The sequence below is a fragment of the Paraburkholderia sp. genome (assembly GCF_049581445.1).
Lineage (GTDB): Bacteria > Pseudomonadota > Gammaproteobacteria > Burkholderiales > Burkholderiaceae > Paraburkholderia.
This window is the reverse complement of sequence record NZ_JBAURZ010000135.1, coordinates 1-23157: the sequence shown is the minus strand read 5'-3', so window position 1 is coordinate 23157 and position 23157 is coordinate 1. Positions and strand designations below refer to the sequence as shown.

The 23157-nt window shown below is 61.2% G+C and carries 17 protein-coding genes; 7 read left to right on the top strand and 10 right to left on the bottom strand.

Features of this window, described 5'->3' with window-relative positions; translation table 11 throughout:
* Positions 1–49: 49 nt before the first annotated feature.
* A complete protein-coding gene (locus tag WCA85_RS12725) occupies positions 50–1096 on the bottom strand; it encodes a sugar ABC transporter substrate-binding protein (protein WP_424064328.1) in 1047 nt (348 codons plus the stop codon).
* Between the two features lie 298 nt (positions 1097–1394).
* Between WCA85_RS12725 and WCA85_RS12720 the strand changes: the two genes are divergently transcribed.
* The 4 genes from WCA85_RS12720 to WCA85_RS12705 all read left to right on the top strand — a co-directional run bounded on the left by WCA85_RS12720 (position 1395) and on the right by WCA85_RS12705 (position 4699).
* Complete coding sequence (locus WCA85_RS12720) at positions 1395–2276, top strand: MurR/RpiR family transcriptional regulator (protein WP_424064326.1); 882 nt, start codon at positions 1395–1397, stop codon at positions 2274–2276.
* On the top strand, positions 2269–3291 hold the full coding sequence (gene iolG / locus WCA85_RS12715; protein ID WP_424064324.1) for an inositol 2-dehydrogenase: 1023 nt from the start codon (positions 2269–2271) through the stop codon (positions 3289–3291). Before WCA85_RS12720 ends, iolG begins: the two co-directional genes overlap by 8 nt.
* A complete protein-coding gene (locus WCA85_RS12710; RefSeq protein WP_424064322.1) occupies positions 3288–4322 on the top strand; it encodes a Gfo/Idh/MocA family oxidoreductase in 1035 nt (344 codons plus the stop codon). The genes iolG and WCA85_RS12710 overlap by 4 nt, the downstream gene beginning before the upstream one ends.
* A gap of 149 nt (positions 4323–4471) precedes the next feature.
* Complete coding sequence (locus WCA85_RS12705) at positions 4472–4699, top strand: sulfurtransferase TusA family protein (protein WP_424064415.1); 228 nt, start codon at positions 4472–4474, stop codon at positions 4697–4699.
* Between the two features lie 235 nt (positions 4700–4934).
* On the opposite strand, the gene galU is transcribed toward WCA85_RS12705, so the two are convergent.
* The 3 genes from galU to WCA85_RS12690 all read right to left on the bottom strand — a co-directional run bounded on the left by galU (position 4935) and on the right by WCA85_RS12690 (position 9331).
* Positions 4935–5816, bottom strand: coding sequence for a UTP--glucose-1-phosphate uridylyltransferase GalU (galU, locus tag WCA85_RS12700; protein WP_424064320.1), 882 nt, complete (start codon positions 5814–5816; stop codon positions 4935–4937).
* Positions 5817–5877: 61 nt separating this feature from the next.
* Positions 5878–8760, bottom strand: a complete 2883-nt coding sequence (locus WCA85_RS12695) for a valine--tRNA ligase (protein ID WP_424064319.1) — start codon at positions 8758–8760, stop codon at positions 5878–5880.
* A gap of 406 nt (positions 8761–9166) precedes the next feature.
* Positions 9167–9331 (bottom strand): hypothetical protein, encoded by a 165-nt coding sequence (locus tag WCA85_RS12690; protein ID WP_424064318.1) that lies wholly within the window; start codon positions 9329–9331, stop codon positions 9167–9169.
* 538 nt (positions 9332–9869) lie between these two features.
* Between WCA85_RS12690 and WCA85_RS12685 the strand changes: the two genes are divergently transcribed.
* On the top strand, positions 9870–12227 hold the full coding sequence (locus WCA85_RS12685; RefSeq protein WP_424064316.1) for a UvrD-helicase domain-containing protein: 2358 nt from the start codon (positions 9870–9872) through the stop codon (positions 12225–12227).
* Positions 12224–13009 (top strand): 5'-methylthioadenosine/adenosylhomocysteine nucleosidase, encoded by a 786-nt coding sequence (locus WCA85_RS12680; protein ID WP_424064315.1) that lies wholly within the window; start codon positions 12224–12226, stop codon positions 13007–13009. Before WCA85_RS12685 ends, WCA85_RS12680 begins: the two co-directional genes overlap by 4 nt.
* A gap of 26 nt (positions 13010–13035) precedes the next feature.
* On the opposite strand, the gene WCA85_RS12675 is transcribed toward WCA85_RS12680, so the two are convergent.
* A complete protein-coding gene (locus tag WCA85_RS12675; RefSeq protein ID WP_424064413.1) occupies positions 13036–14988 on the bottom strand; it encodes a propionate--CoA ligase in 1953 nt (650 codons plus the stop codon).
* A 306-nt stretch (positions 14989–15294) separates the two neighbouring features.
* Positions 15295–16554, bottom strand: a complete 1260-nt coding sequence (locus WCA85_RS12670; protein WP_424064313.1) for an MFS transporter — start codon at positions 16552–16554, stop codon at positions 15295–15297.
* A 460-nt stretch (positions 16555–17014) separates the two neighbouring features.
* Between WCA85_RS12670 and WCA85_RS12665 the strand changes: the two genes are divergently transcribed.
* The gene (locus tag WCA85_RS12665) at positions 17015–18682 is read left to right on the top strand and encodes a methyl-accepting chemotaxis protein (RefSeq protein WP_424064311.1); all 1668 of its coding nucleotides are present in this window, start codon (positions 17015–17017) and stop codon (positions 18680–18682) included.
* A 968-nt stretch (positions 18683–19650) separates the two neighbouring features.
* Here the strand turns inward: WCA85_RS12665 and WCA85_RS12660 are convergent.
* The 4 genes from WCA85_RS12660 to WCA85_RS12645 all read right to left on the bottom strand — a co-directional run.
* Positions 19651–20511: an efflux RND transporter periplasmic adaptor subunit gene (locus WCA85_RS12660; RefSeq protein ID WP_424064309.1), complete on the bottom strand. Its 861-nt coding sequence runs from the start codon at positions 20509–20511 to the stop codon at positions 19651–19653.
* A 13-nt stretch (positions 20512–20524) separates the two neighbouring features.
* Entirely contained in the window at positions 20525–20725 is a 201-nt protein-coding gene (locus WCA85_RS12655; protein WP_424064308.1) for a DUF1656 domain-containing protein, read from the bottom strand.
* Positions 20715–22913 (bottom strand): FUSC family protein, encoded by a 2199-nt coding sequence (locus tag WCA85_RS12650; protein ID WP_424064306.1) that lies wholly within the window; start codon positions 22911–22913, stop codon positions 20715–20717. Before WCA85_RS12650 ends, WCA85_RS12655 begins: the two co-directional genes overlap by 11 nt.
* A 15-nt stretch (positions 22914–22928) precedes the next feature.
* Positions 22929–23157 (bottom strand): hypothetical protein (locus WCA85_RS12645; protein ID WP_424064304.1); only part of this gene is annotated, 229 nt, incomplete at its 5' end.

Below are 23157 nucleotides of genomic sequence, written 5' to 3'. Positions count from 1 at the left end.
CAAGTCAGCGGAAACAGGGGGCCCTGTTCCGCACTCCATGCGAGATTCCTTAGCGATACTGACCTGCGTACTTGATCACCTTGTCGATGTTCTCCTTGGTAATGAAACCCGGACCGGAGCCGATATTGCGCGGTCCGTAGGAAGGAGCCAGCCCGTAGGTGGACAAGCGGCCCTGGAATTTCGTATTGGCCTTCAGGATCTGGGCGATCTTCGCCGGATCTGTGGTGTGGTCTTTCTTCACGATGGCCAGCACAGCTACGGCGATATAGCCCTGCAGGTACGGTTGCTGGTCGATTGCGAACTGGCAGGTGCCGTCCTTGATGGCCTTGGCGATGTCATCGTCAAAGTCGAAGGTCGCGAACCACATCTTGCCGGCGAGGCCCATTTGCTGCAGCGCCTTGATGGTAGGTGCAGCCGACAGCGGCCCCAGTGCGAGTACGCCGCCCGTGTCCGGGTGATTGCGCAGATACGCGCTCACCTTCGACTGGATGCCGGTCGGATCAGTGCCGGCGTCGAGCGTGGAGGTCTTGAAGTCGACTCCGAGTGCGTCAGCAAAGCCGCGGCAACGTTCGAACGATGCCGGGTTGGTCGCATAGTGGTTTACGCAAAGAAACGATTTGACGCCCGCGGCTTTCGCCTTTTCACCGGCGGCTTTACCCGCTGCGTATTCAGGCTGGCCGATATGCATAATCGCGCCGAGATCCGCGCTTTGCTGTTCGGTGCCCGAATTGATCGTGACGAGCGGAATATGCTTTTCGGTGACCTTGGCGATCGAGCTCTTCAGCACGTCGTAGTCGGCGATGGTGACGATCACCCCGTCGTAATTGCGCGCCGCAGCCTGTTCGATCAGACGGGCCATGTCGGCAATGTCGCCGTTCGGAGGATTGCGGTAGTCGGTCTGGACGTTGAAGTCTTCGTCAGCCTGTTTGATGGCGTTCTTGATGGTGTTCCACCAGGAATCCGAGTCTGGTGCGTGGCTGATCAATACGAAGTGCGCATCGGCAGCGCGAGCTGCCGTTGTGGCTGTGATGCCCGCCGTCAGCGCCAGTGCCGCCACCAGAATCTTGAGCACAGCCTTGCCATTGCAAAGTCTCATTGTCTCCACCTTTATCGGTCTGTCGTTATTGAAGGGAGCGGGTGATCTCCAACTTTCGAGCCCTCTTAGCGTTTACACGCATGCTCGCTTCACCTCGCTCAGGACCAAGATTAGGCCATCTTTTGGGTCGATGCAATGAAAATTTCATGTCAAATAAAAATGGAAAATACTTTCCATTTGTGGGCGGTGCTGCCTATAATTTGCAACGTCAGCAGCCTGCGAAGGTCCTGTACAAAGAGCCATGCGGCGGCGCCAGAGCCGCTGTTGCGCAGTGCAATAAAGGATGGAAGGAAGAGCCATGGCGGAAGAGAGCACAGCAGAATTGCCGAGCGTCGACGATTTGATGCAGCGCATCGCGGATAACTACGAGTCGTTGCCGCGCCAGTTAAAGAGTGTCGCGACGTATCTGGAGCAGCACCGCTCAAGCGTGATGGTGGATCGCACTAGCGACATCGCGACGAGTTGCGGCGTGCATCCGTCGGCGGTCGTGCGCTTTGCGCAGCGTTTTGGCTTTTCGGGTTTCTCGGATCTGCAAGCCGTGTTTCGTCAGGCGTATACGGGGCAGGGTACGTCGTCGCCTAGTTATCAGCAGCGCATTCGCAAGTTGATCGACGACAAGCCGGGTGCGCTCTCGGGCGGTTCCGTCGCGCGTGAATTCATCGGGGCCTGTCGAGGCGGCCTCGACGAACTGGAAGCGGGTCTCGACGACGCGCAATTCGATGCCGCCGTGAAGATGCTTCAGCATGCCGACAACATTTACGTGTTAGGCGTGCGGCGTTCGTTTCCGGTAGCGAGTTATATCGTCTATGCGCTTCAGCACACGCCCAAGCGTGTGCACCTCGTGTCTGGCTTCGGTGGCATGTATCGCGAACAGATTCGCAGCGTCCGCAAGGGTGATGTGGTGATCGCGATCAGCTTCGCTCCGTATGCCAAGGAGACGCAGTACTGCCTGCGCGTGGCACATCACCATCAGGCAAAGACGCTAGTTATTACGGATAGCCAACTATCACCGCTGTCGCGCTACGCCACCAATCAACTGTATGTGAAAGAGGGGAGCGCGTTCGCGTTTCGCTCGCTCACCAGCACCATCTGCCTGTGCCAGGCGCTGTTTATCGCGCTCGCGTACAAGCTTGAATTGAACGTAGAAGAATCCAAGGACACTGGAGGATACGATGACTGATGTAGCTGGCAACAAGGTAATGGATGTAGCTGTGTTCGGTGCAGGTCGTATTGGCCGGATTCACGCGGCCAATCTCGCGCGGCAGCCGGGCGTGCGTCTCAAGTACGTGGTGGACGTGAACCGCGACGCAGCGGCAGCGCTCGCTGCGTTGCACGGCGCTCAGGTGACGGATATTGACGGCGCGATGGGCGATGCGTCGGTCGGTGCCACGGTGATCTGTTCAAGCACGGATACCCATGCCGATCTGATTCTGCAATCGGCTGCGCAGAAGAAGCATGTTTTCTGCGAAAAACCCGTGGACCTGACGCTGGAGCGTGCACGCGCCTGTGCGGACGCAGTGGCGAAAGCGGGCGTGGTGTGCATGATCGGTTTTCAGCGCCGTTTCGATCCGACTTTTGCGGCGGTGAAGGCACGTATCGAGGCGGGCGAAATCGGCACGCCGGAAATGCTGATCGTCACCAGCCGCGATCCGGGCGCGCCGCCGGTTGAGTACATCAAGCATTCGGGCGGCATCTTCAAGGACATGCTGATCCACGACTTCGACATTTTCCGCTGGATTCTCGACGACGAAGCCGAGACGCTGCACGCCACCGGTAGCTGTCTGAGCGATCCGGCCATTGCGGAAGCGGGCGATATCGATTCGACTGCAGTGACGATTCGCACGAAGAGTGGCCGTCTTTGCCAGATCAATACGGCGCGGCGCGCGGCGTATGGCTACGACCAACGCTTCGAAGTGCTTGGCAGTGCTGGCATGCTACAAGCCGGTAATGTGCGCCCCACCGAAGTGACCGCGTATTCCAAAACGGCAGTATCGAGCGACGTGCCTGAGGCGTTTTTTCTCGAACGCTATCGGGCTGCCTACGCGGCGGAAATCGCTCACTTCTTCGAAGCGGTCACTCAGGGCAAACCGGTTCGCACGACGGTGGCCGATGGTCTGAAGGCGCTGGAACTGGCTGACGCCGCCACGCGTTCATGGCGCGAAGGGCGTCCGGTGCGGGTTGGGGGAGATGCATGATGACGGGGACGAACCGGAAACTGGTGCGCGTGGGTGTCGTGGGTTTGGGGCGGCTCGGTAAACGTCACGCGGAGAATCTCGCGTACCGTGTGCCGGGCGCCGCTCTGGTGGCTGCCTGCAGTCCGCTTCAGGAAGAGCTTGCGTGGGCGCAAGAGAACCTGCCCGCGCCGCGCCTTTATGAGGACTACGCGGCTTTGCTCAACGATAGCGAGGTGGATGCGGTGTGGCTCGTGACGCCGTCTGCATTGCACGCGCAACAGATTGTCGATGCGCTGCGCGCCGGCAAGCACGTCTTTTGCGAGAAACCGCTTTCGCTGGATCTCGCGGAGTGCGAGCGAGTGTTAGCAGAATCCGAACAGCGGCCGCATCTGCAGGCCACCATTGGTTTCATGCGCCGTTTCGATCCGAGCTATCGCGACGCGTTCGACAAGATCGCCGCGGGCAAGATTGGGCGGCCGTTCATGGTGCGCTCACAGACCTGCGACAAGAACGATCCGGACGGCTTCTTCGTGCGCTTTGCGCCGACTTCGGGCGGGATTTTTCTCGACTGCACCGTGCATGATATCGACGTGGCGCGCTGGCTGCTCGGCAAACCTCGTGCGAAGCGCGTGTTTGCGAGCGGTACGGTGGCGCTGCATGAAGGGCTGCGCGAATTCGGCGATGTCGATAACGGCGTGGCGATCTGCGAATTCGAAAACGGCAGCCTTGCGATGTTTTACGCATCGCGCACCATGGCGCACGGCAACGACACCGGCAGCGAAGTGATCGGCACCACGGGGGCGATGACGATTGGCCAGAACCCGCGTCATAACCGCGTGGAGATTGCTGACGCGAGTGGCATCCGCAACGAGTGCACGCCGACTTTCTTCGATCGTTTCGAGGATGCGTTCCTTTACGAAGCGCGCGAGTTTGTGGCGGCGGTGCAGGGCGGGGCATCGTCCGGCGCGACGCTGGCTGATGCGCTGGAGGCGACACGGATCGGCAGTGCGTTGAGGGCATCGTTGCAGAGTGGAGAGGCGGTGATGTTGTAGGTTCGGTCTGGGGGGCGGTCAGCCGCGCTTCACGCCCCGCTTCGGCGGTCAAAGTGCGGCTGCTGTAGAATTTGACCCTCTGTCCGGCGCCTTGCGCGTTTCACGCGCTCTGACGCGACGCCTCATCTCGAAGGTCATCGTCGATGCAAATTCAGGTTCACAAGGAAGTCGATGCGCGCGGCCTGAACTGTCCGCTGCCCATTTTGCGCGCCAAAAAGGCGCTAGCCGATATGGAAAGCGGCCAGATACTCAAGGTGCTCGCCACCGATCCCGGCTCACAACGCGATTTCGCCGCGTTTGCCAAGCAGACTGGCAATGAAATTGTTGATGTCTCCACGCAGGACAAGGTGTTCACCTTTTTGATGCGGCGGCGCTGATACGGTGCTGGTTTGTCGCGAGGCAGCGGCTGGTCGGATCATGGCCTGGCGTGCTCCAAACGCGCGGTACTTGCCCACGAGGAGCCCGCCGTATATAGGCGCTCGGCACCGTAAATACTTCGCACCGTATCAGCACTCCGCGCCATAGAAAAAGGCGCTGTCGCACCGCAGATTGCGGGCCACAGCGCCTTTTTGGCGTCTAAAGCACGGTTTTCCGCGCTTTCACCTGTTTCGCTTAGCCTTCCAGCACCGGCGAGCGGGTGCGCAGATACTCTTCGAAGTCGGCCGCCACTTCCGGATGGCGCAGCGCGAATTCGACAGTCGCCTTGAGGTAACCGAGCTTGCTGCCGCAGTCGAAACGCGTACCGTGATACTTGTACGCGAGCACCTGTTCGTCGGCGAGCAGCGACTGAATGGCGTCCGTCAACTGCAGTTCGCCGCCGGCACCCGGCTTGAGCGAGCGCAGATGTTCAAAAATCCGCGGCTTGAGCACGTAGCGACCCACGACGCCGAGATTCGACGGCGCGACTTCCGGCGCCGGCTTCTCGACAATGCCCGACATCTTGACAATTGAGTCTTCCCACTCCTTGCCATCGACGATACCGTACGACTTCGTCTCCGATGCCGGGATCTCCTCCACGCCGATCACCGAGCTGTGATAGTGGTCGAACACCTCGATCATCTGCGCCATGACAGGCGGCTTGCCGTACAGCAAGTCGTCCGCGAGGATGACGGCAAACGGGTTATCGCCCACCAGCTTCTCAGCGCACATCACCGCATGGCCCAGCCCCAGCGCTTCCGCCTGGCGCACGTAGAAACAATCCACATGGCTCGGCTTGATGCTGCGCACCAGTTCCAGCAGCTTGTCCTTGCCGCGCGCTTCCAGTTCGGCTTCGATCTCGTACGACTTGTCGAAATGGTCCTCGATCGCACGCTTGCTGCGCCCCGTGACGAAGATCATCTCGGTGATTCCCGCTGCCATCGCCTCTTCAACCGCGTACTGGATCAGCGGCTTGTCGACGACGGGCAGCATTTCTTTCGGACTCGCCTTGGTGGCGGGGAGGAACCGGGTGCCAAGACCTGCTACCGGAAATACCGCTTTTGTAACTTTTAGCATGTGATTACCCTGAGTCCTCTAGTGGCGACGCCTGTGCCGAGGCACAGGCGCGGAGCATCAATCAGGCCGGCAGGCGCGCGAGCTGCGCATTCAGCTTGCCGATGGTCGATTCGTATTCTGCCAGCCTTTTCTGCTCCTGCTCAACGACTGCGGGCGGGGCTTTTGCAACAAAGCTTTCATTTTGCAGCTTTGCGTTACATTTCTGGACTTCAGCGCCCAACCGTGCAATCTCTTTCGACAAGCGTTCGCGTTCAGCTGCGATATCGATTTCCACCTTCAGCGCCAGCTTGTCGTTTCCTACGATAGCAATTGGCGCGCCATGCGTCTGTCCGTCGAGGCTTGCTTCGTCCGCGATGATCTGCACTTCCGACAATCGCGCCAGCGCCTGGGCGTACGGCGCAAAACTGCTCAGGCGCTCCGCGTTGCCGGTGGCGAGCAGCGGCACCTTGGTCGCGGGCGACAGGTTCATCTCTCCACGCAGGTTGCGGCAGGCGTCGATCATCGTCTTCAGGTCGGCCACCCACTGCTCGGCAGCCTCGTCCAGCTTGCCCGGCTCCGCGATCGGGTACGGCTGCACCATGATCGAGGCTTCACCTTCGGCCACACCCTGCGGGTAGCGGTCGGCGAGCGGCGCCACCTTTTGCCACAGCGCCTCGGTGATAAACGGGATCACCGGGTGCGCGAGGCGTAATACCGTTTCGAGCACGCGCAGCAAGGTCCGGCGGGTGGCACGCTGCTGTTCCGGCGTGCCGTTCTGGATCTGCACCTTGGCGAGTTCGAGATACCAATCACAGTATTCGTCCCACACGAACTTGTATAGGGCGTTGGCCACATTGTCGAAGCGGTAGTCGGCAAAGCCCTTGGCCACTTCGGCCTCGGCGCGCTGCAGATGCGAGACGATCCAGCGGTCGGCCTGCGAAAAGTCGAGATAGGCGCCCGGGCCACATCCGCCCGCGGCATCGGGACCACAAGCGTCAGCGGGCTTGCTGAAGCCGCAGTCGTGGCCTTCGCAGTTCATCAGCACGAAGCGGGTGGCGTTCCACAGCTTGTTGCAGAAGTTCCGATAGCCCTCGCAGCGTGCGAGGTCGAAATTGACGTTGCGGCCGAGCGTGGCCATCGACGCCATCGTGAAGCGCAGCGCGTCGGTGCCGAACGCGGGGATGCCTTCCGGGAATTCCTTGCGGGTCTTTTTCTCGATGGATGCCGCCTGCTTCGGATTCATCAGGCCGGTGGTGCGCTTGGCGACCAGCGCGTCGAGATCGATGCCGTCGACGATATCGATCGGGTCGAGCGTATTGCCCTTGCTCTTCGACATCTTCTGCCCTTCGGCATCGCGCACCAGTCCGTGCACGTAAACGGTGTCGAATGGCACCTTGCCGGTGAAGTGGGTGGTCATCATGACCATCCGCGCAACCCAGAAGAAGATGATGTCAAAGCCCGTAACAAGCACCGACGACGGCAGGAACGCTTGCAATTCCTTGGTCTCGTTGGGCCAGCCGAGTGACGAGAAGGGCACGAGTGCCGACGAGAACCATGTGTCGAGCACGTCTTCGTCACGCCGCAGCGCGCCCGTGTAGCCCTTGGCGGCTGCCTGGTCGCGCGCTTCTTCTTCGGTCTTGGCTACGAAGATTTCGCCGTTTTCGCCGTACCAGGCCGGAATCTGATGGCCCCACCAGAGCTGGCGGGAGATACACCAGTCCTGGATGTTTTCGAGCCACTGATAGTACGTGGTGGTCCAGTTTTCCGGCACGAACTTGATCTGACCGTTGCGCACCACGTCGAGCGCGGCTTCGGCGATCGACTTGCCCGGGTTGTACGTGCCCTCGGGCGCCGGCTTGCTCATGGCGACGAACCACTGGTCCGTGAGCATCGGCTCGAGCACCACGCCCGTGCGGTCGCCGCGCGGCACCATCAGCTTGTGCGGCTTGACGGATTCGAGCAGGCCGATGGCTTCGAGATCCGCGACCACCTGTTTGCGCGCTTCGAAGCGATCCAGACCGCGATACTTTTGCGGCGCGTTGTCGTTGATTTTCGCGTCGAGCGTGAGAATTTCGATCTGCGGCAGACCGTGGCGCTGGCCGACCTGATAGTCGTTCAGGTCGTGCGCAGGCGTCACCTTGACTACGCCGGTGCCGAATTCGCGGTCGACGTAGTCGTCGGCGATCACCGGGATTTCGCGGTCGGTGAGCGGCAGCTTGACCATCTTGCCGATCAGTTGCGCATAGCGCTCGTCTTCCGGATGAACCATCACGGCGACGTCGCCGAGCATGGTTTCCGGACGTGTGGTGGCAACCGTCAGATGGCCGGAGCCGTCGGCGAGCGGGTACTGGATGTGCCACAAATGGCCGTTTTCTTCTTCGCTGGCGACTTCGAGATCGGAGACTGCGGTCATGAGGACCGGATCCCAGTTGACGAGGCGTTTGCCGCGATAGATCAGGCCCTGTTCATAGAGACGGACGAACACGTCGCGCACGGCGGCGGACATCTTGTCGTCCATGGTGAAGTATTCGCGGGACCAGTCGATCGATGCGCCGATGCGGCGCACCTGGCTCGTGATGGTGGAACCCGACTGCTGCTTCCATTCCCAGACGCGTTCGACGAACTTTTCGCGGCCGAGGTCATGGCGCGAGACGCCTTGCGCGTCGAGTTGGCGTTCGACGACGATTTGCGTGGCGATACCCGCGTGATCGGTGCCGGGCACCCAGAGGGTATTTTCGCCGAGCATGCGGTGATAGCGGGTGAGGCCGTCCATGATCGTCTGATTGAAGGCATGGCCCATATGCAGGGTGCCCGTGACGTTTGGCGGCGGCAACTGGATCGAGAAGTTCTTGCGGTTCTCGTCGAACGCGGCGGGGGCGGCATAGCCGCGTTTTTCCCACTCCGGGCCCCACTGGGCTTCGATGTTGTGGGGCTCGAAACTCTTGGCAAGCGTGCTGTCGCTCATTGTTGGAAGTCTGCCGAAATGCGATGGAATCTTTGATTATAAGGGGTCCAAGGGTGGTGTCTGCGGCGCTTGTTATTGGGTTTTGGGCCTTTTTTGCGTTCCTGGTGGTTTGTTTTGCGGTCTGTTTGTGGTGTGGGCTTTGTCGTTTGGCTTGCTGGGTTGGCGTTTTGTTTACATTGTTGTTGGTCTGTTTGCGGTTGGTGGTTGGCTTGTGGTGTTGGTCTTTCTTTGCTTTCTTGTCGGTCTGTTGATCTATTGGCACTCCTCCTGCGGGGGCACTTTGCTTTGCTTGCCTTGCGGCGTTGGCCTTTCCTTGTATTCGTGTCGGTTTATTAGCACTGCCCCTGTGCGGGGCGGCACTCACTTTCTTTGCCGGCCGCAAAGAAAGTAAGCAAAGAAAGCGGGCTCACACCGCCAGCTTGTAGGTGTCCGCCTCGCCGGTGAACCGGCATTGGTCCGAGACGAGACCCGCTCGCGCGCCACCCACGTTAGTGGCAAGGCAGTCATCCGTTCCAGCGTTGCGCTGCGCGCCCCGCCGCCGGGTATAACCGAGCCCCGTCGGAAATTTCACGGGCGTTGGATCATTGCCGCCCACTCGTACACGAGAGTCCTGACAAATTGTCAGTTTGCGCAGGCGTCGCGGAGCGGCTTTCCCCTGCAAGCCGCTCCGCGACGCACGCAGTGCGGAGTGGGATGAATGAATGCTTTGTCGCTAACGCGTGTAGCACGAGAGACCGTCTTGTCTCGGACCACTCCGGTTTCGCGCCAGAGGGCGACACCTACAAGCTGGCGGTGTGAGCCCGCTTTCTTTGCTTACTTTCTTTGCGGCCGGCAAAGAAAGTGAGTGCCGCCCCGCACAGGGGCAGTGCTAGTAGACCGACACGAATACAAGGAAAGGCCAACGCCATAGGGCAAACAGCAAAGTCCAACGCCGCAGGGCAAACAGCAGCCACAAACAGACCAACAACAGTGCAAGAAAACCCCAAAATCCCCAATCAGACCACCCAACAAAGCGCCGCAGGCAAAAACCCAAAAAACCCAAAAAACCACCCTCACCCCTAAACCTTATAATGAGGCACGAACCGCCGCCGACCCCGATCCCCTGGAAAATGCCCGAACTCCTCAACAACCTGAACCCCGAACAACACGCCGCCGTCACGCTTCCGAATGAACCGGCCCTCATCCTCGCCGGCGCGGGCAGCGGCAAAACCCGCGTCCTCATCACGCGTATCGCATGGCTGATCCAGCAAGGCCTCGCGTCGCCCGCGACCGTCCTCGCCGTCACCTTTACCAACAAGGCCGCCCGCGAAATGATGGCGCGCCTCCAGGCGCTCCTGCCCATCGACACCCGCGGCATGTGGATCGGCACCTTCCACGGCCTCTGCAACCGGATGCTCCGCGCACATCATCGCGACGCCGGTTTGCCCGCCACCTTTCAGATTCTCGATACCGCCGACCAGCTCTCCGCCATCAAGCGTCTGATGAAGGGCCTGAACGTCGACGACGAGAAATATCCGGCCAAGAATCTGCAGTACTTCATCAACAACGCGAAAGAGCAGGGCTTGCGCCCCAAAGACGTCGACGCCACCGATAACTTCAACCGCAAGTTCGTCGAACTTTACGAAGCCTACGACCAGCAATGCCAGCGCGAAGGTGTGGTGGATTTCCCCGAATTGCTGCTGCGCTGCTATGAACTGCTCGCCCATAATCCGCCGCTACGTGCCCACTATCAGGCGCGCTTCCGGCAGATCCTGGTCGACGAGTTTCAGGACACCAACAAGCTGCAATACGCGTGGCTCAAGCTGCTTGCCGGCCAAACCAATGCGATATTCGCTGTCGGCGACGATGACCAGTCCATCTATGCGTTCCGCGGCGCGAACGTCGGCAACATGCGCGACTTCGAGCAGGAGTTCAACGTTCGCAACCTGATCAAGCTGGAGCAGAACTATCGCTCGCACGGCCATATTCTCGATGCGGCCAATCAGTTGATCGCGAATAATTCGCGGCGCCTCGGCAAGAATCTGCGTACCGACGCGGGCCACGGTGAGCCGGTACGAGTCTACGAAGCCGCCACCGATACCCAGGAGGCCGGCTGGATCGTCGAGGAAATCAAGGCGCTGATCAACACCGGCACCTCGCGCAGTGAAGTCGCCGTTCTCTACCGTAGCAACGCGCAGTCGCGCACCATCGAACACACGCTGGTGAACGCGGGCATCGCTTACCGTGTGTATGGCGGCCTGCGCTTTTTCGAACGTCAGGAAATCAAGCACGCGCTCGCCTATCTGCGCCTGATCGACAACCCGAATGACGACACCGCATTCGCGCGCGTCGTCAATTTCCCGACGCGTGGTATCGGCGCACGCTCGATCGAACAGGTGGCGGACGCCGCGCGCCTCTACAATTGTTCGATGGCTGCGGCGATTCCTTATGTGGCTGGCAAAGCGGGCTCGAGTCTCGCCAGCTTCGCCAACCTGGTCGGCAAGATGCGCGCGGAAACGCAGCAGATGAGCTTGCCGGAGACGGTCGAATACGTGGTGCGCGCGAGCGGTCTCGCGGACTTCTATCAGACCGAACGTGAAGGACAGGACCGGCTCGAGAACTTGCAGGAACTGGTCAACGCAGCGGCGGCGTTCGTCAGTGAAGAGGGCTATGGACTCGACACGCCCGCGCGTTCCATTCCGCTGCGTCCCGGCGCAAGTGCTGCGCCGGAACTGGCCGTGGCGATGGATGATCCCACCACCGTTGTTCTCGACGCGCCCGACTTCACGGACCCGGCGCAAAACCCCGACACGATGACGCCGCTCGCAGGTTTTCTCTCCCATGCGTCGCTCGAAGCGGGCGACAACCAGGCGCAGGCCGGCCAGGAAGCGGTGCAGTTGATGACGGTGCACGCGGCGAAGGGGCTTGAGTTTACTGCGGTGTTCATCACGGGGCTTGAAGAGGGCCTGTTCCCGCACGAGAACAGCGCAATGGAAACCGATGGCCTCGAAGAAGAGCGCCGTCTGATGTACGTGGCCATTACGCGCGCCAAGGAGCGCTTGTATCTGTCCTTCGCGCAGAGCCGGATGCTGCACGGCCAGACGCGTTACAACATCCGTTCGCGCTTCTTCGACGAACTGCCGCAGGAAACGCTCAAGTGGTTGACGCCCAAGGTCGAAGCCGGTGCGCGTTGGGGCGGCCGTTCTGATAACGCGGGGTATGGTCGGGACTGGTTCTCGCGGCCGGATCGTCAGCAGGGTTACAGTGGAGCGGTAACGTCAGCACCGCTGCCGGCTTTCGCCAATGAACAACGCGCGGCGGAAAGCGGTTTCCGGATCGGACTGCAGGTCTTCCACACCAAGTTCGGCGAAGGCACCATCACCGCGCTGGAAGGCGGCGGCGCGGATGCCAAGGCGCAGGTGAAATTCAAACGGCACGGCGAGAAATGGCTGGCGCTCGCGGTCGCCAAACTGCAGGCGGTTGAATGAGCGCGCTACAAAACGACGCAGTGACTGGGCGGCGTCCGCTAGGCGTGATGGCGGCATTGCCGCAGGAGCTGGGCAATCTGATCGAGGTGATGCGCGCCGAGTCCGGCGTGCGCACGATCACGCACGGCAGCCGCGACTATCACGTCGGGACCGTATACGGTGCGCCATGCGTCGTGACGCTGGCACGCATCGGCAAGGTGGCCGCGGCGGCAACGGTCAGTGCGCTGATTCACGCATTCGAGGTCGATGCCGTCGTGTTCACGGGCGTGGCGGGCGGAGTCGGGCGTGAGGTGAGGATAGGCGATGTCGTCGTGGCCGACACGCTCATGCAGCACGATCTCGATGCATCGCCGCTATTTCCGCGCTTTGAAGTGCCGCTGCTCGGTATCGCGCGCTTTGTGGCGGATCGGTCGCTGGCCGCGCAACTCGCGGCGGCCGCTGAGCGGTTCATCGCGGAGGAGGGCGCGGCACTCGCGCAACGCTTTGCGATTCAAGTGCCGCAGATGCATCGTGGGCTCATCATCAGTGGCGATCAGTTTGTCGCCAGTGCGGCAGCCGTCGAAACGCTGCGAACCGCGTTGCCCGATGCGCTCGCTGTCGAGATGGAAGGTGCCGCTATCGCACAGGTCTGTCACGAGTATGGCGTGCCGTGCGCAATCGTGCGCACCGTGTCGGACACCGCGGATGCTCATGCGCCGGCTTCGTTCGCGACGTTTTTGACCGAGCTGGCCGGCACTTATTCGAACGGGATTCTGACGCGGTTTTTGCAGGCGCGCGCCTGAGCGGCGTATCGCGGCGTTGTCAACAACTAAGCGTTGCCTCCTGCATTCAGCGCATCGCGTATCTGGAGCAGCGCCGCGGGGTCTTCGATGGTGGGCAGATCGCCCGGATCGCGTCCTTCTGCTAGCGCCGCAATCGCCCGGCGCAAGAGCTTGCCCGAGCGGGTTTTCGGCAACATTGACACCATGTGCACCCGTGCTGGCCGCCCGATGGCGCCAAGTTGCCGGTCGACGGTTGCGGCCAACTCCGCCTCCAGTTTGATGCGTGCCTTGTCGGCCGCATAGCGGTCCGCTTCACGCAGCACCACGAAGGCCAGCGCTACCTGGCCTTTCAGCGGGTCGGCGACGCCCACCACCGCGACTTCGGCCACCGCCGCATGGCTCGACAGGGCCTCTTCGATTTCCCGAGTACCAAGCCGATGACCAGCCACGTTGATCACGTCGTCAGTACGTCCAAGTATGGTCACGTAACCGTCGGCATCCTGGATGCCCCAGTCGAACGTGGAATACACCTGCTGGTCCGGCACGCTTGACCAATACGTGCTGACAAAGCGCCGATCGTCGCCCCATACCGTCGACATGCAGCCAGGCGGAAGCGGATAGCCGAGCGTGATCACGCCTTTCTCGCCTGTCGCGCAGACCTCGCCGGTGTTTTCGTTGCGCAGCGTCAGGTTGTAGCCATATACGGGCACGCCAGGTGATCCGAGCTTGGGCGGCAACGCTTCGACGCCGCGCTGAATGGCGAGCATCGGCCAGCCGGTTTCGGTCTGCCAGTAATTGTCGACCACCGGTTTGCCGAGCGCGCCGGCAATCCATGAGGCGGTGGGCTCATCGAGCGGCTCCCCGGCCAGAAACAGGGCGCGCAGGCTCGACAGATTGGACTTCTTCAGAAGCGCTGGGTCCTGTTTCTTGAGCACACGCAAGGCGGTCGGCGCGGTGAACATCAGATTGATCTTGTGCTGTTCCACCAGGCGCCACCAGATGCCGCCATCCGGTCGGATCGGCGTGCCTTCGTACATGACAGTCGTTAGTCCGGCGAGCAACGGCGCGTAGATGATGTAGCTGTGGCCGACCACCCAGCCGATATCCGACGCGGTGAACATGGTGTCGCCCGCGCGGCCTTCGAAGATGTATTCCATCGACGCGGCTAGCGCCACCGCATATCCGCCCACATCGCGCTGCACGCCTTTGGGTCGCCCAGTCGTGCCGGACGTGTAGAGCACATAGGAAGGCTCGTTCGATTCGAGCCACTCGCACGGTACATGCGCGTTAAAAAACTGCTCGCGCAGCGGCTCATAAGCGACCAGGTAGCTGGCGTTCAGGCGCTCCGGCGCGAGTTGCCGGTCGATCAGCAGCACATGCGGCGTTTTGTGCTGCGCGCGGGCCAGCGCTTCGTCGACGAGCGGCGTGTAGTCGATCACCTTGCCGCCGCGTGCGCCGGCGTCGGCGGTGACGATCAGCGCCGGTTTGGCGTCGTCGATACGGGCCGCGAGGTTAGGCGCAGCGAAGCCGCCGAATACCACCGAATGAATCGCACCAAGCCGTGCGCAGGCCAGCATCGCGAAGACGGCTTCGGGGATCATCGGCAGGTAGATCAGCACGCGCTCGCCGCGCTTCACGCCGAGCGAGCGCATGACGGCGGCCATCCGGTTGATTTCCGCGTACAACTCCGCGTACGTGTAGCGGCGTTCGATGCCCGTTTCCGTCGATACATAGACGAGGGCGTTCTGCTGCGCCCGCTCCACCAGATGCCGGTCGACTGCGTTGTGGCAAAGGTTCGTCCGCCCGCCGACGAACCAGCGCGCGAACGGCGGATTCGAGGTGTCGAGCACCGTGTGAAACGGCGTCTCCCAATGGATGCGCCGCGCTTCGTCGCGCCAGAAGTCTTCCGGATTCTCGATGGAACGGCGGTGGAAATCGCGGTAGCTGGTCATCGGCAGCGATCCTTCCTGCAGCGTGGGTGAGCGGACGGTGGGGCGCACGCTCAGTTGCCGGGCGAGCGTCGACAGGATGCCCTGCGCTGCGAGAGTGCGTGTCCGCACAGCATAGAGCAGGCTCACCAAGGCGGACAACGCGGGTTCACCATAGGGCGAGAGTCCGGGAGTCCGGGAGTCCGGGAGTCCGACACGACCGCCGCCCGAGCTACTACAGAGGCAAGCATGCCGTGCAACGGCCATCGCGACCCGCAGCCACCAACTCTTGCCAAGCCACGCCCAAAGAAAAAGGCGCCGCAGCGCCTTTTTCAGTCAATCTCCGAACCCGTTACCGAACGGCCCAAAGCCGTGGCATCAAGCCTTGGCTTTCTTGCCCTCGATATTCGGCAAGAGCACGGTCAATATGCCGATCAAAGGCAGGAACGAGCACACCTTATAGACGAAGCTGATGCTCGTCGCATCGGCCAGTTGGCCAAGCACCGCGGCTCCGATGCCGCCCAGGCCGAACGCGAAGCCGAAGAAGAGTCCGGCGACCATCCCGACCTTGCCGGGAATCAGTTCCTGGGCATACACGAGGATTGCAGAGAATGCCGACGCCAGTACCACACCAATCACGACAGTCAACACGCCGGTCCAGAACAGATTGGCATACGGCAGCAGCAGCGTGAACGGCGCAACGCCGAGGATCGATACCCAGATCACATACTTGCGGCCAATCTTGTCGCCAATCGGACCGCCGATCACAGTGCCCGCGGCAACAGCGGCGAGAAATACGAACAGGTGGACCTGCGCGGCCTGTACCGGCAGATGGAACTTGTCGATCAGATAGAACGTGAAGTAACTGTTGATGCTGGCGAGGTAGAAATACTTCGAGAACACCAGCAGTACGAGCACACCCATGGCGAACAGCACCTTGTTGCGCGACAGCGTCGGATGACCGGCTTCCGCGCTTCGTGCCTTTTTGGTCGCGGGATGCTGCTTGTACCAACGGCCAATCTGCGTAAGCACGACGATCGCGACGAGCGCCGCCACCGAGAACCACGCAATGCTGCGCTGGCCATGCGGAATCACGATCAGCGCTGCCAGCAACGGCCCGAGCGACGAGCCCGCGTTGCCGCCCACCTGGAACAGCGACTGGGCGAGACCGTGACGGCCGCCCGAGGCCATGCGTGCCACCCGCGACGATTCCGGATGGAACACGGAAGAGCCGCAACCAACCAGCGCGGCGGCGACCAGCAGCACGCCGAAACTCGGCGCGATCGACATCAGCACAAGACCGGTAAGCGTAAAGCCCATGCCCACCGGCAGTGAATACGGTTTCGGATGCTTGTCCGTATAGGTGCCGATGAGCGGTTGCAGCAGCGAGGCAGTGATCTGATAGGTCAGCGTGATCAGGCCAATTTGCCCGAACGACAACGAAAAGTTGTCCTTCAGCATCGGGTAAATGGCGAGGATCAGCGACTGGATCATGTCGTTGAGCAGGTGCGAGAAGCTGATCGCGCCGAGGATTGAATACACGGTGCGCTGTGCCTTGGCCGCGAGTGGCGGCGCGGCTTGAGCGCCGGGAGGACTGGCGGCGCCAGCGAGGGCGCTTTTATCGAGACTGGTTTCCATGCGATTTATGGAGGCTGAAAAGGGGGTTAGCGAAGCGCGGAGTTCTGTATCTGGGCAATTTGCGGCTTTTGGACGCATTCACCGCCGTTCTCTACGATTTGATGAATTGTAAGTTGGCTTGCGCGAAATGTTAGGACAAGTTTTGTCGCGATTCGGACATTTGTTTCGCCGTACGCGGCACCACGATGGGGCGAGCTCGCGCGATGCCGGGGCGTCGAGGGCTGCCCTGCTGCCTCGGAGTTGGGCCGTTTGCAAGCCGGGTAGACGCATCGCCTCTGGGAATTTTGGCCATGTATAAAGCCGTCGCAGAGGCGCGGCCTACTTGGCGAAGCGCGGGGAAAGGCAGCTGGTATTGGCATTAAAGATTGCCGCTGCAGATGCCGTAGACCCTTGAGATAACCTGGAAAGTGGGAATTTACCTTTCAGGCAGGTATACAAACGTGGCGCGGGGACCAAAGATATGAAAGCAGTTTCGCTGGGCAACCAGTCGGGCGTGGGTTTTGTGGCGAATGGCGAGCCGGCTGGGGGGGCGCCCCACTCGCAAAAACCGGCCGGCCGGAGTAAGGGCTTGTCCGTGAAAGCGACGTTGCGACTGGCGTTCGCCTTGCTGCTGATTGGCACGCTGGTGATTGGTGTGTTTTCGTTGGCGCAGATCAGCCGTCTGAATGGCTCGGCGCAGTCGATCTACGATCAGGGTCACGTCGCAAGCCACGCCGCCGAAGAAGCGCGTGGTTACGTACTGCGCGCGAGCCGTGCGCAGAAGATGATGTTGACCGCGACCACGGGCAAGGAGCGCGACGAACTTGGCGCGGATATCGAGAATGGGCTCGCAGGGCTTTCCACGCAACTGACCACGCTGCAACAGTACGCCGATCCCACCGATACCGATGCAGCCGCGCAGCAGAAGAAATTCGCCGACGCGGTCGCGACGTGGAGCGGCCATCTGCGTGACTTCGTGACGCTTGTTAAGGCGCAGCCGCTGGATCTGTCGCAGATGAACTGGCAGGTCGGCACGCAGGACGTGTCGTTGCTGGTTGAGACCGAGAAGCTGGAGAAGATGGTTGATGGCCTCGTCGAGCAGCGCGGGGTGGCCGCGAAGGCCACGATCGAGGCGTCTCGCTTTATTTATCACTCGTCCTTCGTGATGATGGCCGCGATGACGATTGGACTGATCGTGCTGGCGTTTGCCATCAGTGAATGGGTGGTGCGGCGGCTCGCGCGGCAACTCGGCGGCGAGCCGGTGTATGCGAAGGAGATTGCGAGCCGGATTGCATCAGGCGATCTGTCGAACCGGATTGCGCTCGCCCGCAATGATCATTCGAGCATGCTGTCGGCGCTGCGCGACATGCAAGGCGGATTGTCGACCACAGTCTCGGACATTGCCGCCAGCGCGGACGCCATTGCTACTGCATCGGGGGAGATTTCGACGGGCAACCTGGATCTGTCGCAGCGCACGGAACAGCAGGCAATGGCGCTTGAACGCACGGCGAGCAGCATGGAGCAGTTGACCTCGACGGTGCGGCAAAACGCTGACAACGCGAAGCAGGCGAGCACGCTGGCGAACAATGCATCGGAGATCGCAGAAAAGGGCGGCGCAGTTGTAGGGCGCGTGGTGGCGACGATGAACCAGATCAATGAGAGCGCGAAGAGCATTGCCGACATCATTGGCGTGATCGAGGGCATTGCATTTCAGACCAATATTCTGGCACTGAACGCAGCTGTTGAAGCGGCGCGGGCGGGCGAGGACGGACGCGGCTTTTCGGTGGTGGCGGGAGAGGTGCGCAACCTGGCGCAGCGCAGTGCGGGCGCGGCCAAGGAGATCAAGACACTGATTAGCGCGTCGGTGGAGCGCGTGGGCAATGGATCTGCGTTGGCGCAGGACGCCGGCCACACGATGGATGAGATCGTTAAGGCGGTTAAGCGGGTGACTGACATCATGGGGGAGATCTCGGCTGCTTCCGCTGAGCAGAGTTCTGGAATCGAAGAGATTAACTTGGCGGTTACGCAGATGGATGCTGGGACTCAGCAGAACGCGGCGTTGGTGGAGGAGGCTACCGCGGCGGCTCGGTCGCTGGATGATCAGGCCAGGGCTCTGAAGGTTATGGTGGGGAAGTTCAGGTTGAATTGAGGTTTTTTTGCCTGCGGCGCTTGTTTGTTGGTCTTGTTCTTTTGCTTGTCTGTTGGCTGTTTCTTGAATTGTTAAGGGCTCTGGGTGCTTGGGTTGTTGGCCTTTCCTTGATTTCTTATTGGTTTATTGGCGTTGCCCCTGTGCGGGGCAGCACTCACTTTCTTTGCGGCCGCAAAGAAAGTAAGCAAAGAAAGCGGCTCACACCGCCAGCTTGTAGGTGTCGCCCTCTGGTGCGAACCCGGAGTGGTCCGAGACGAGACGGTCTCTCGCACCGTCGGCGTTAGTGACAAAGCGCTCATCCGTTCCAGCGTCGCGCTGCGCGCCCCGCCGTCGGGCAAAACCTCTTCTGAAAACTCCGTCGGAATCCTGAATATTTCATCAATCATCCCGCAGGCGAGACCGCGTGACGCGGTCTCGCGGCTAGTTCGCAACACATCGGGCGGGAGATTTTCCGGCTTTAGCGAGTCTGATACGCGACGCGTGGCGTTCCGCGTTTCCAAGACGGGATGGCGCGAAGTGGTCGGCATTTACCTGCGTTGCGAACCGGAGATACGAAACGCAGGATAATCGCCTCTTTGTGGGCCGATGGCACGAACGTGCCACCCATCCCCGGCGTTCCTGCGCAAACCCATCCGCGACGCACGTAGTGCGTAGTGGGGTGGATGAATGCTTTGTCGCTAACGCGTGTAGTGCGAGAGACGGTCTCGCCTCGGACCACGCCGGGTTCACGCCAGAGGGCGACACCTACAAGCTGGCGGTGTGAGCCGCTTTCTTTGCTTACTTTCTTTGCGGCCGCAAAGAAAGTGAGTGCTGCCCCGCATAGGGGCAACGCTAATAAACCAATAAGAAATCAAGGAAAGGCCAACGCCAGCAAGCGGACAACAGAGAGTCACTTAACATCAAGCCGACAAGAAAACAAGACCAACGCCAGTAGCACCAAAAACAACAAGCGCCGCAGGCAAAAACCCTCACCCCGGCTGAACCACAACAGTACAAGTAGTCCCAGCAGACAAAACCACCCCAGCCGGCACCTGATCAATCCGAATCCTCACCGGCACACGCTGCGCCAACCTGACCCAGTTAAAAGTAGGATTCACATCAGCCAGCAACTCCCGGCTCTGCGGATTATCCCGATCATAGATACCGCGTGAAATACTCTCGACGTGCCCCTGCAGAACGCCACCGCTCATCAACCGCATCTGCGCCTTGTCGCCAATGTTCACATGCGGCAGCTTGGTCTCTTCAAAATACCCATACACCCAGAACGAGTGGCTATCCACAATGGCAAGCTTCGCCGCGCCCGCCGTCGCGTAGTCACCCTGGAATACCTCCAGATTGGTCACGTAGCCATCCACCGGCGACACAACCCGAGTGCGCTCCAGATTCAACTTCGCTGCATCAAGCGCGGCCTGTGCCTGCTGATACGCAGCCTCCGCAGCCGACGCCGTATGCGTCGCGTTGTCCATGCTTTCCTTCGATACCACCAGGCTATCCATGTCAGCACGCCGTTTCGCGTCGTCACGGCGCATCTGTAATTCCGCCTTGCGTGCGGCGAGCGCCGCCTCGGCCTGCTCGACCGCGATCTGGTAGTGCGACGGATCGATCTGCATCAGCAGGTCGCCCTTTTTCACCATTTCATTGTCGTGCACCGGCAGCGCGACCACCGCGCCCGAGACATCCGGCGCGATGTTGATGACGTTGGCTCGCACCCGCCCGTCACGGGTCCATGGCTGATCCATGTAGTGAACCCATAAGGTACGGCCAATCAAAATCGCGATGACGAAAATAACGGCTGTCGCGACAAAACCCACAAGATTTCGGATGGTCATGATTCGGCTCTGATCAACGATAAACGGCGAGACCGAGCACGCCGCACACACATACGAGCAAGCTGGCCCGGAACAGGTTGGGATGCCAGACAACGCGATACAGGCCTGTATAGGCCAGCACACGGTCAAGCAACCAGGTCAGTAGCGCACCGGCCACGAATAACAGCACGATGGCCGGCACATAAGCATCAAGGACGGCAACTTCACGTGGCATGAGGAACTCCTTCTTGCGCCGCGGTCCGCGTGCCAACCAATGGTTCCAGTGGCGATTGCGGATCGAGCAGCGCGGTACGAATGAAATGCAGGTGACTCAAAATGCGTTGCAACTGGTGACGCTCGTCGCGCGGTGGCGCAAATGTCAGCAACACCTGCTGGACGGCAGCGATCGCGTCGGTTGTGGCGGCCAGCGCCTGATCCATCCGGCGCGCGTTCGGCCGGTCGAACAGCGCGGCGATGGCGCGCCGCGCATTGCGTTCGGCCACCCGCCACGGCATCTTTTCGGCATAGCGGGCGTCGCGCGGTAACGTCGCAAGCTCGCTACGCAGATCAAGCGTGGCGTTACCCACTTCGAGCACCGCAAACATCCAGCGCAACGTCTCGCGCTGAAACGCGGGCTCGTTTTCAGCCAGCGCGTTGATCTGGAACATCAGATCGCGCGTGCCGCTTTCGAAACGCGAACGCAGTCGCGTCAGACGTGCTTGGCAGGTCGACACGACCTGGCGGCGCAGATCGATCAACAGACGGTTGCGCATCCACGGTATCGAGGGCGGCGCGAAGGTTGCGCACACCAGTGACGTCACCAGCATCGACAGCACGATCGCAATTGCGTCGTTCATGAAGGCGGACGGATCATAGTGAAACAGGTTGTCGGGGCCCGCCAGCGCGCAGAAAAACACGCAGTAACCAAAACCGTAGCCGAGCAGTTTCGGCCGCGTCGTCATGAACACCCCCAGCGCGAGACACGGTGCGAGCACGGCACACAACAGCGGGAAGCCGTCGATATGCGGATACACGCCAAACGTCAGCACCACGCCGACGATCGATGCCAGTGCCGTGCCGGCCGCCATCTGAAACGCCATGCGTGCGGGGTAGGGTGATGATGAAGCCAGCGCGCAGACGGCCGCACCGGTCAGCACCAGCGACACGCCGCTCGGCCACGCGGTGGCGATCCACACGGCGCTCAGCAGCACCACCACGAAGGCGGCGCGCAAGCCGCCGATGCCCGCTGCGAGCGCGTTGGTCTTCGGCGTGTAGCGTTCGACCCAGCGCTCGCGCTCGTGGGTGTCCACAGCGAGCGACGCATAGGTGGCCGCGTAGGCGTGCAGATCGTCGACGAAGCGGTACAGCAGTTCCGCGGCCGTGTCGAAGTCGAGCAGTGGTGTGTCGGCCTGCGCTTCCAGTACGGCGCGCGTTGTGCGGACCCGCTGCGGCAATGCTGCTTTGTAGGCTTCGAGTTGCGCGGCGGCGTGCACGGCATCGGCGGCGGTCAGCACGGGCTCCCCGGATTTGTTCAGGAGCGGCGCGATCTCCTTGAAATACGGTTCCAGCGCTTCGATGACGGTGGCGGCGTGGGTGTCATGGAGCCGGTTCATCAACTGATGCAGCGCGTGAAAGCGCGTCGAAGCCGTCATGAACTCGCTGTTCAGACGAGACAACCGGCCGCTACGCATGCGTGATTCCGGGCTCTCGAAAACAGCGACACTGCGAGTGTTTTCAAAGCCGACGATATCGGCGACAAAGCGCGCGTTGGTCGCTTCGATTTGTGCACGGTCGACCTGTCCTGACAACGATGCCGACACGTAGTCGACGAACGCGCTAAAGCGGGCCCGCACTGTGGTGCGCAGTTGTTCGCCCACGTACTGCGGGAAGACCAGTGCGCTGACCGCACCCGAGCAGACGATGCCCAGCGTAATCTCGGCCACCCGCGTGAGCGCTGACATATATGCGGCGTCGGGATTCTGCGACGCGGGGATGCCAATCAGCGCTGCGGTATAACCCGCGAGCACGAAGCCATAGGAGCGGAAGTTGCGGTTGCGTGCCGAGCCTGCGGTACAGATGCCGACCCAGATCGCAGTCGACAGGATGAACAGTTCCGGTTGCTGCGAAAACAGGCTGATCAACACCAGCATCACGACGAGACCGACAAGCGTGCCGCTGATCCGGTAAAAGCTTTTCGCGAGCACGCGACCGCTTTGCTGCGTCATCAGGATGAACACGGTGGTCATCGCGGTGCGCGGCTGCGGCAGGTCGAGTTTCATCGCAATGCCGAGCGCGAGGAAGGCAGCGGCCAGCGCTTTCATCACGTAAATCCACGTGAGACCGTCGGTGCGGGCCCAGTCGGCGGCGGCCGCGTAGAGCGCCGTGAAGCTCAGCGGCTGGCGCGAGGCGGAAGAGGTGGACATGATCGGCCCCTGCGCTTACTGAACAGCCGGCGCGTGAGCGGCGGTTGGAGCGTCGTTCTGCACGTGAGCTTCTGTAGATGCAGCCGCAGCCGCAGCGGCGCGGGCCGTGGCGGCTGTGTTCGTCACCGAGCCCGACACGTGCTCGTCCGTAGTCGTTTTGCTAGCGCTGGCAATAGCGCCCGCAGTCGTGCCAGCCACTGAGCCTGACACGTGCGCGTCCGCAGACGTTTTGTCGGCGCTGACG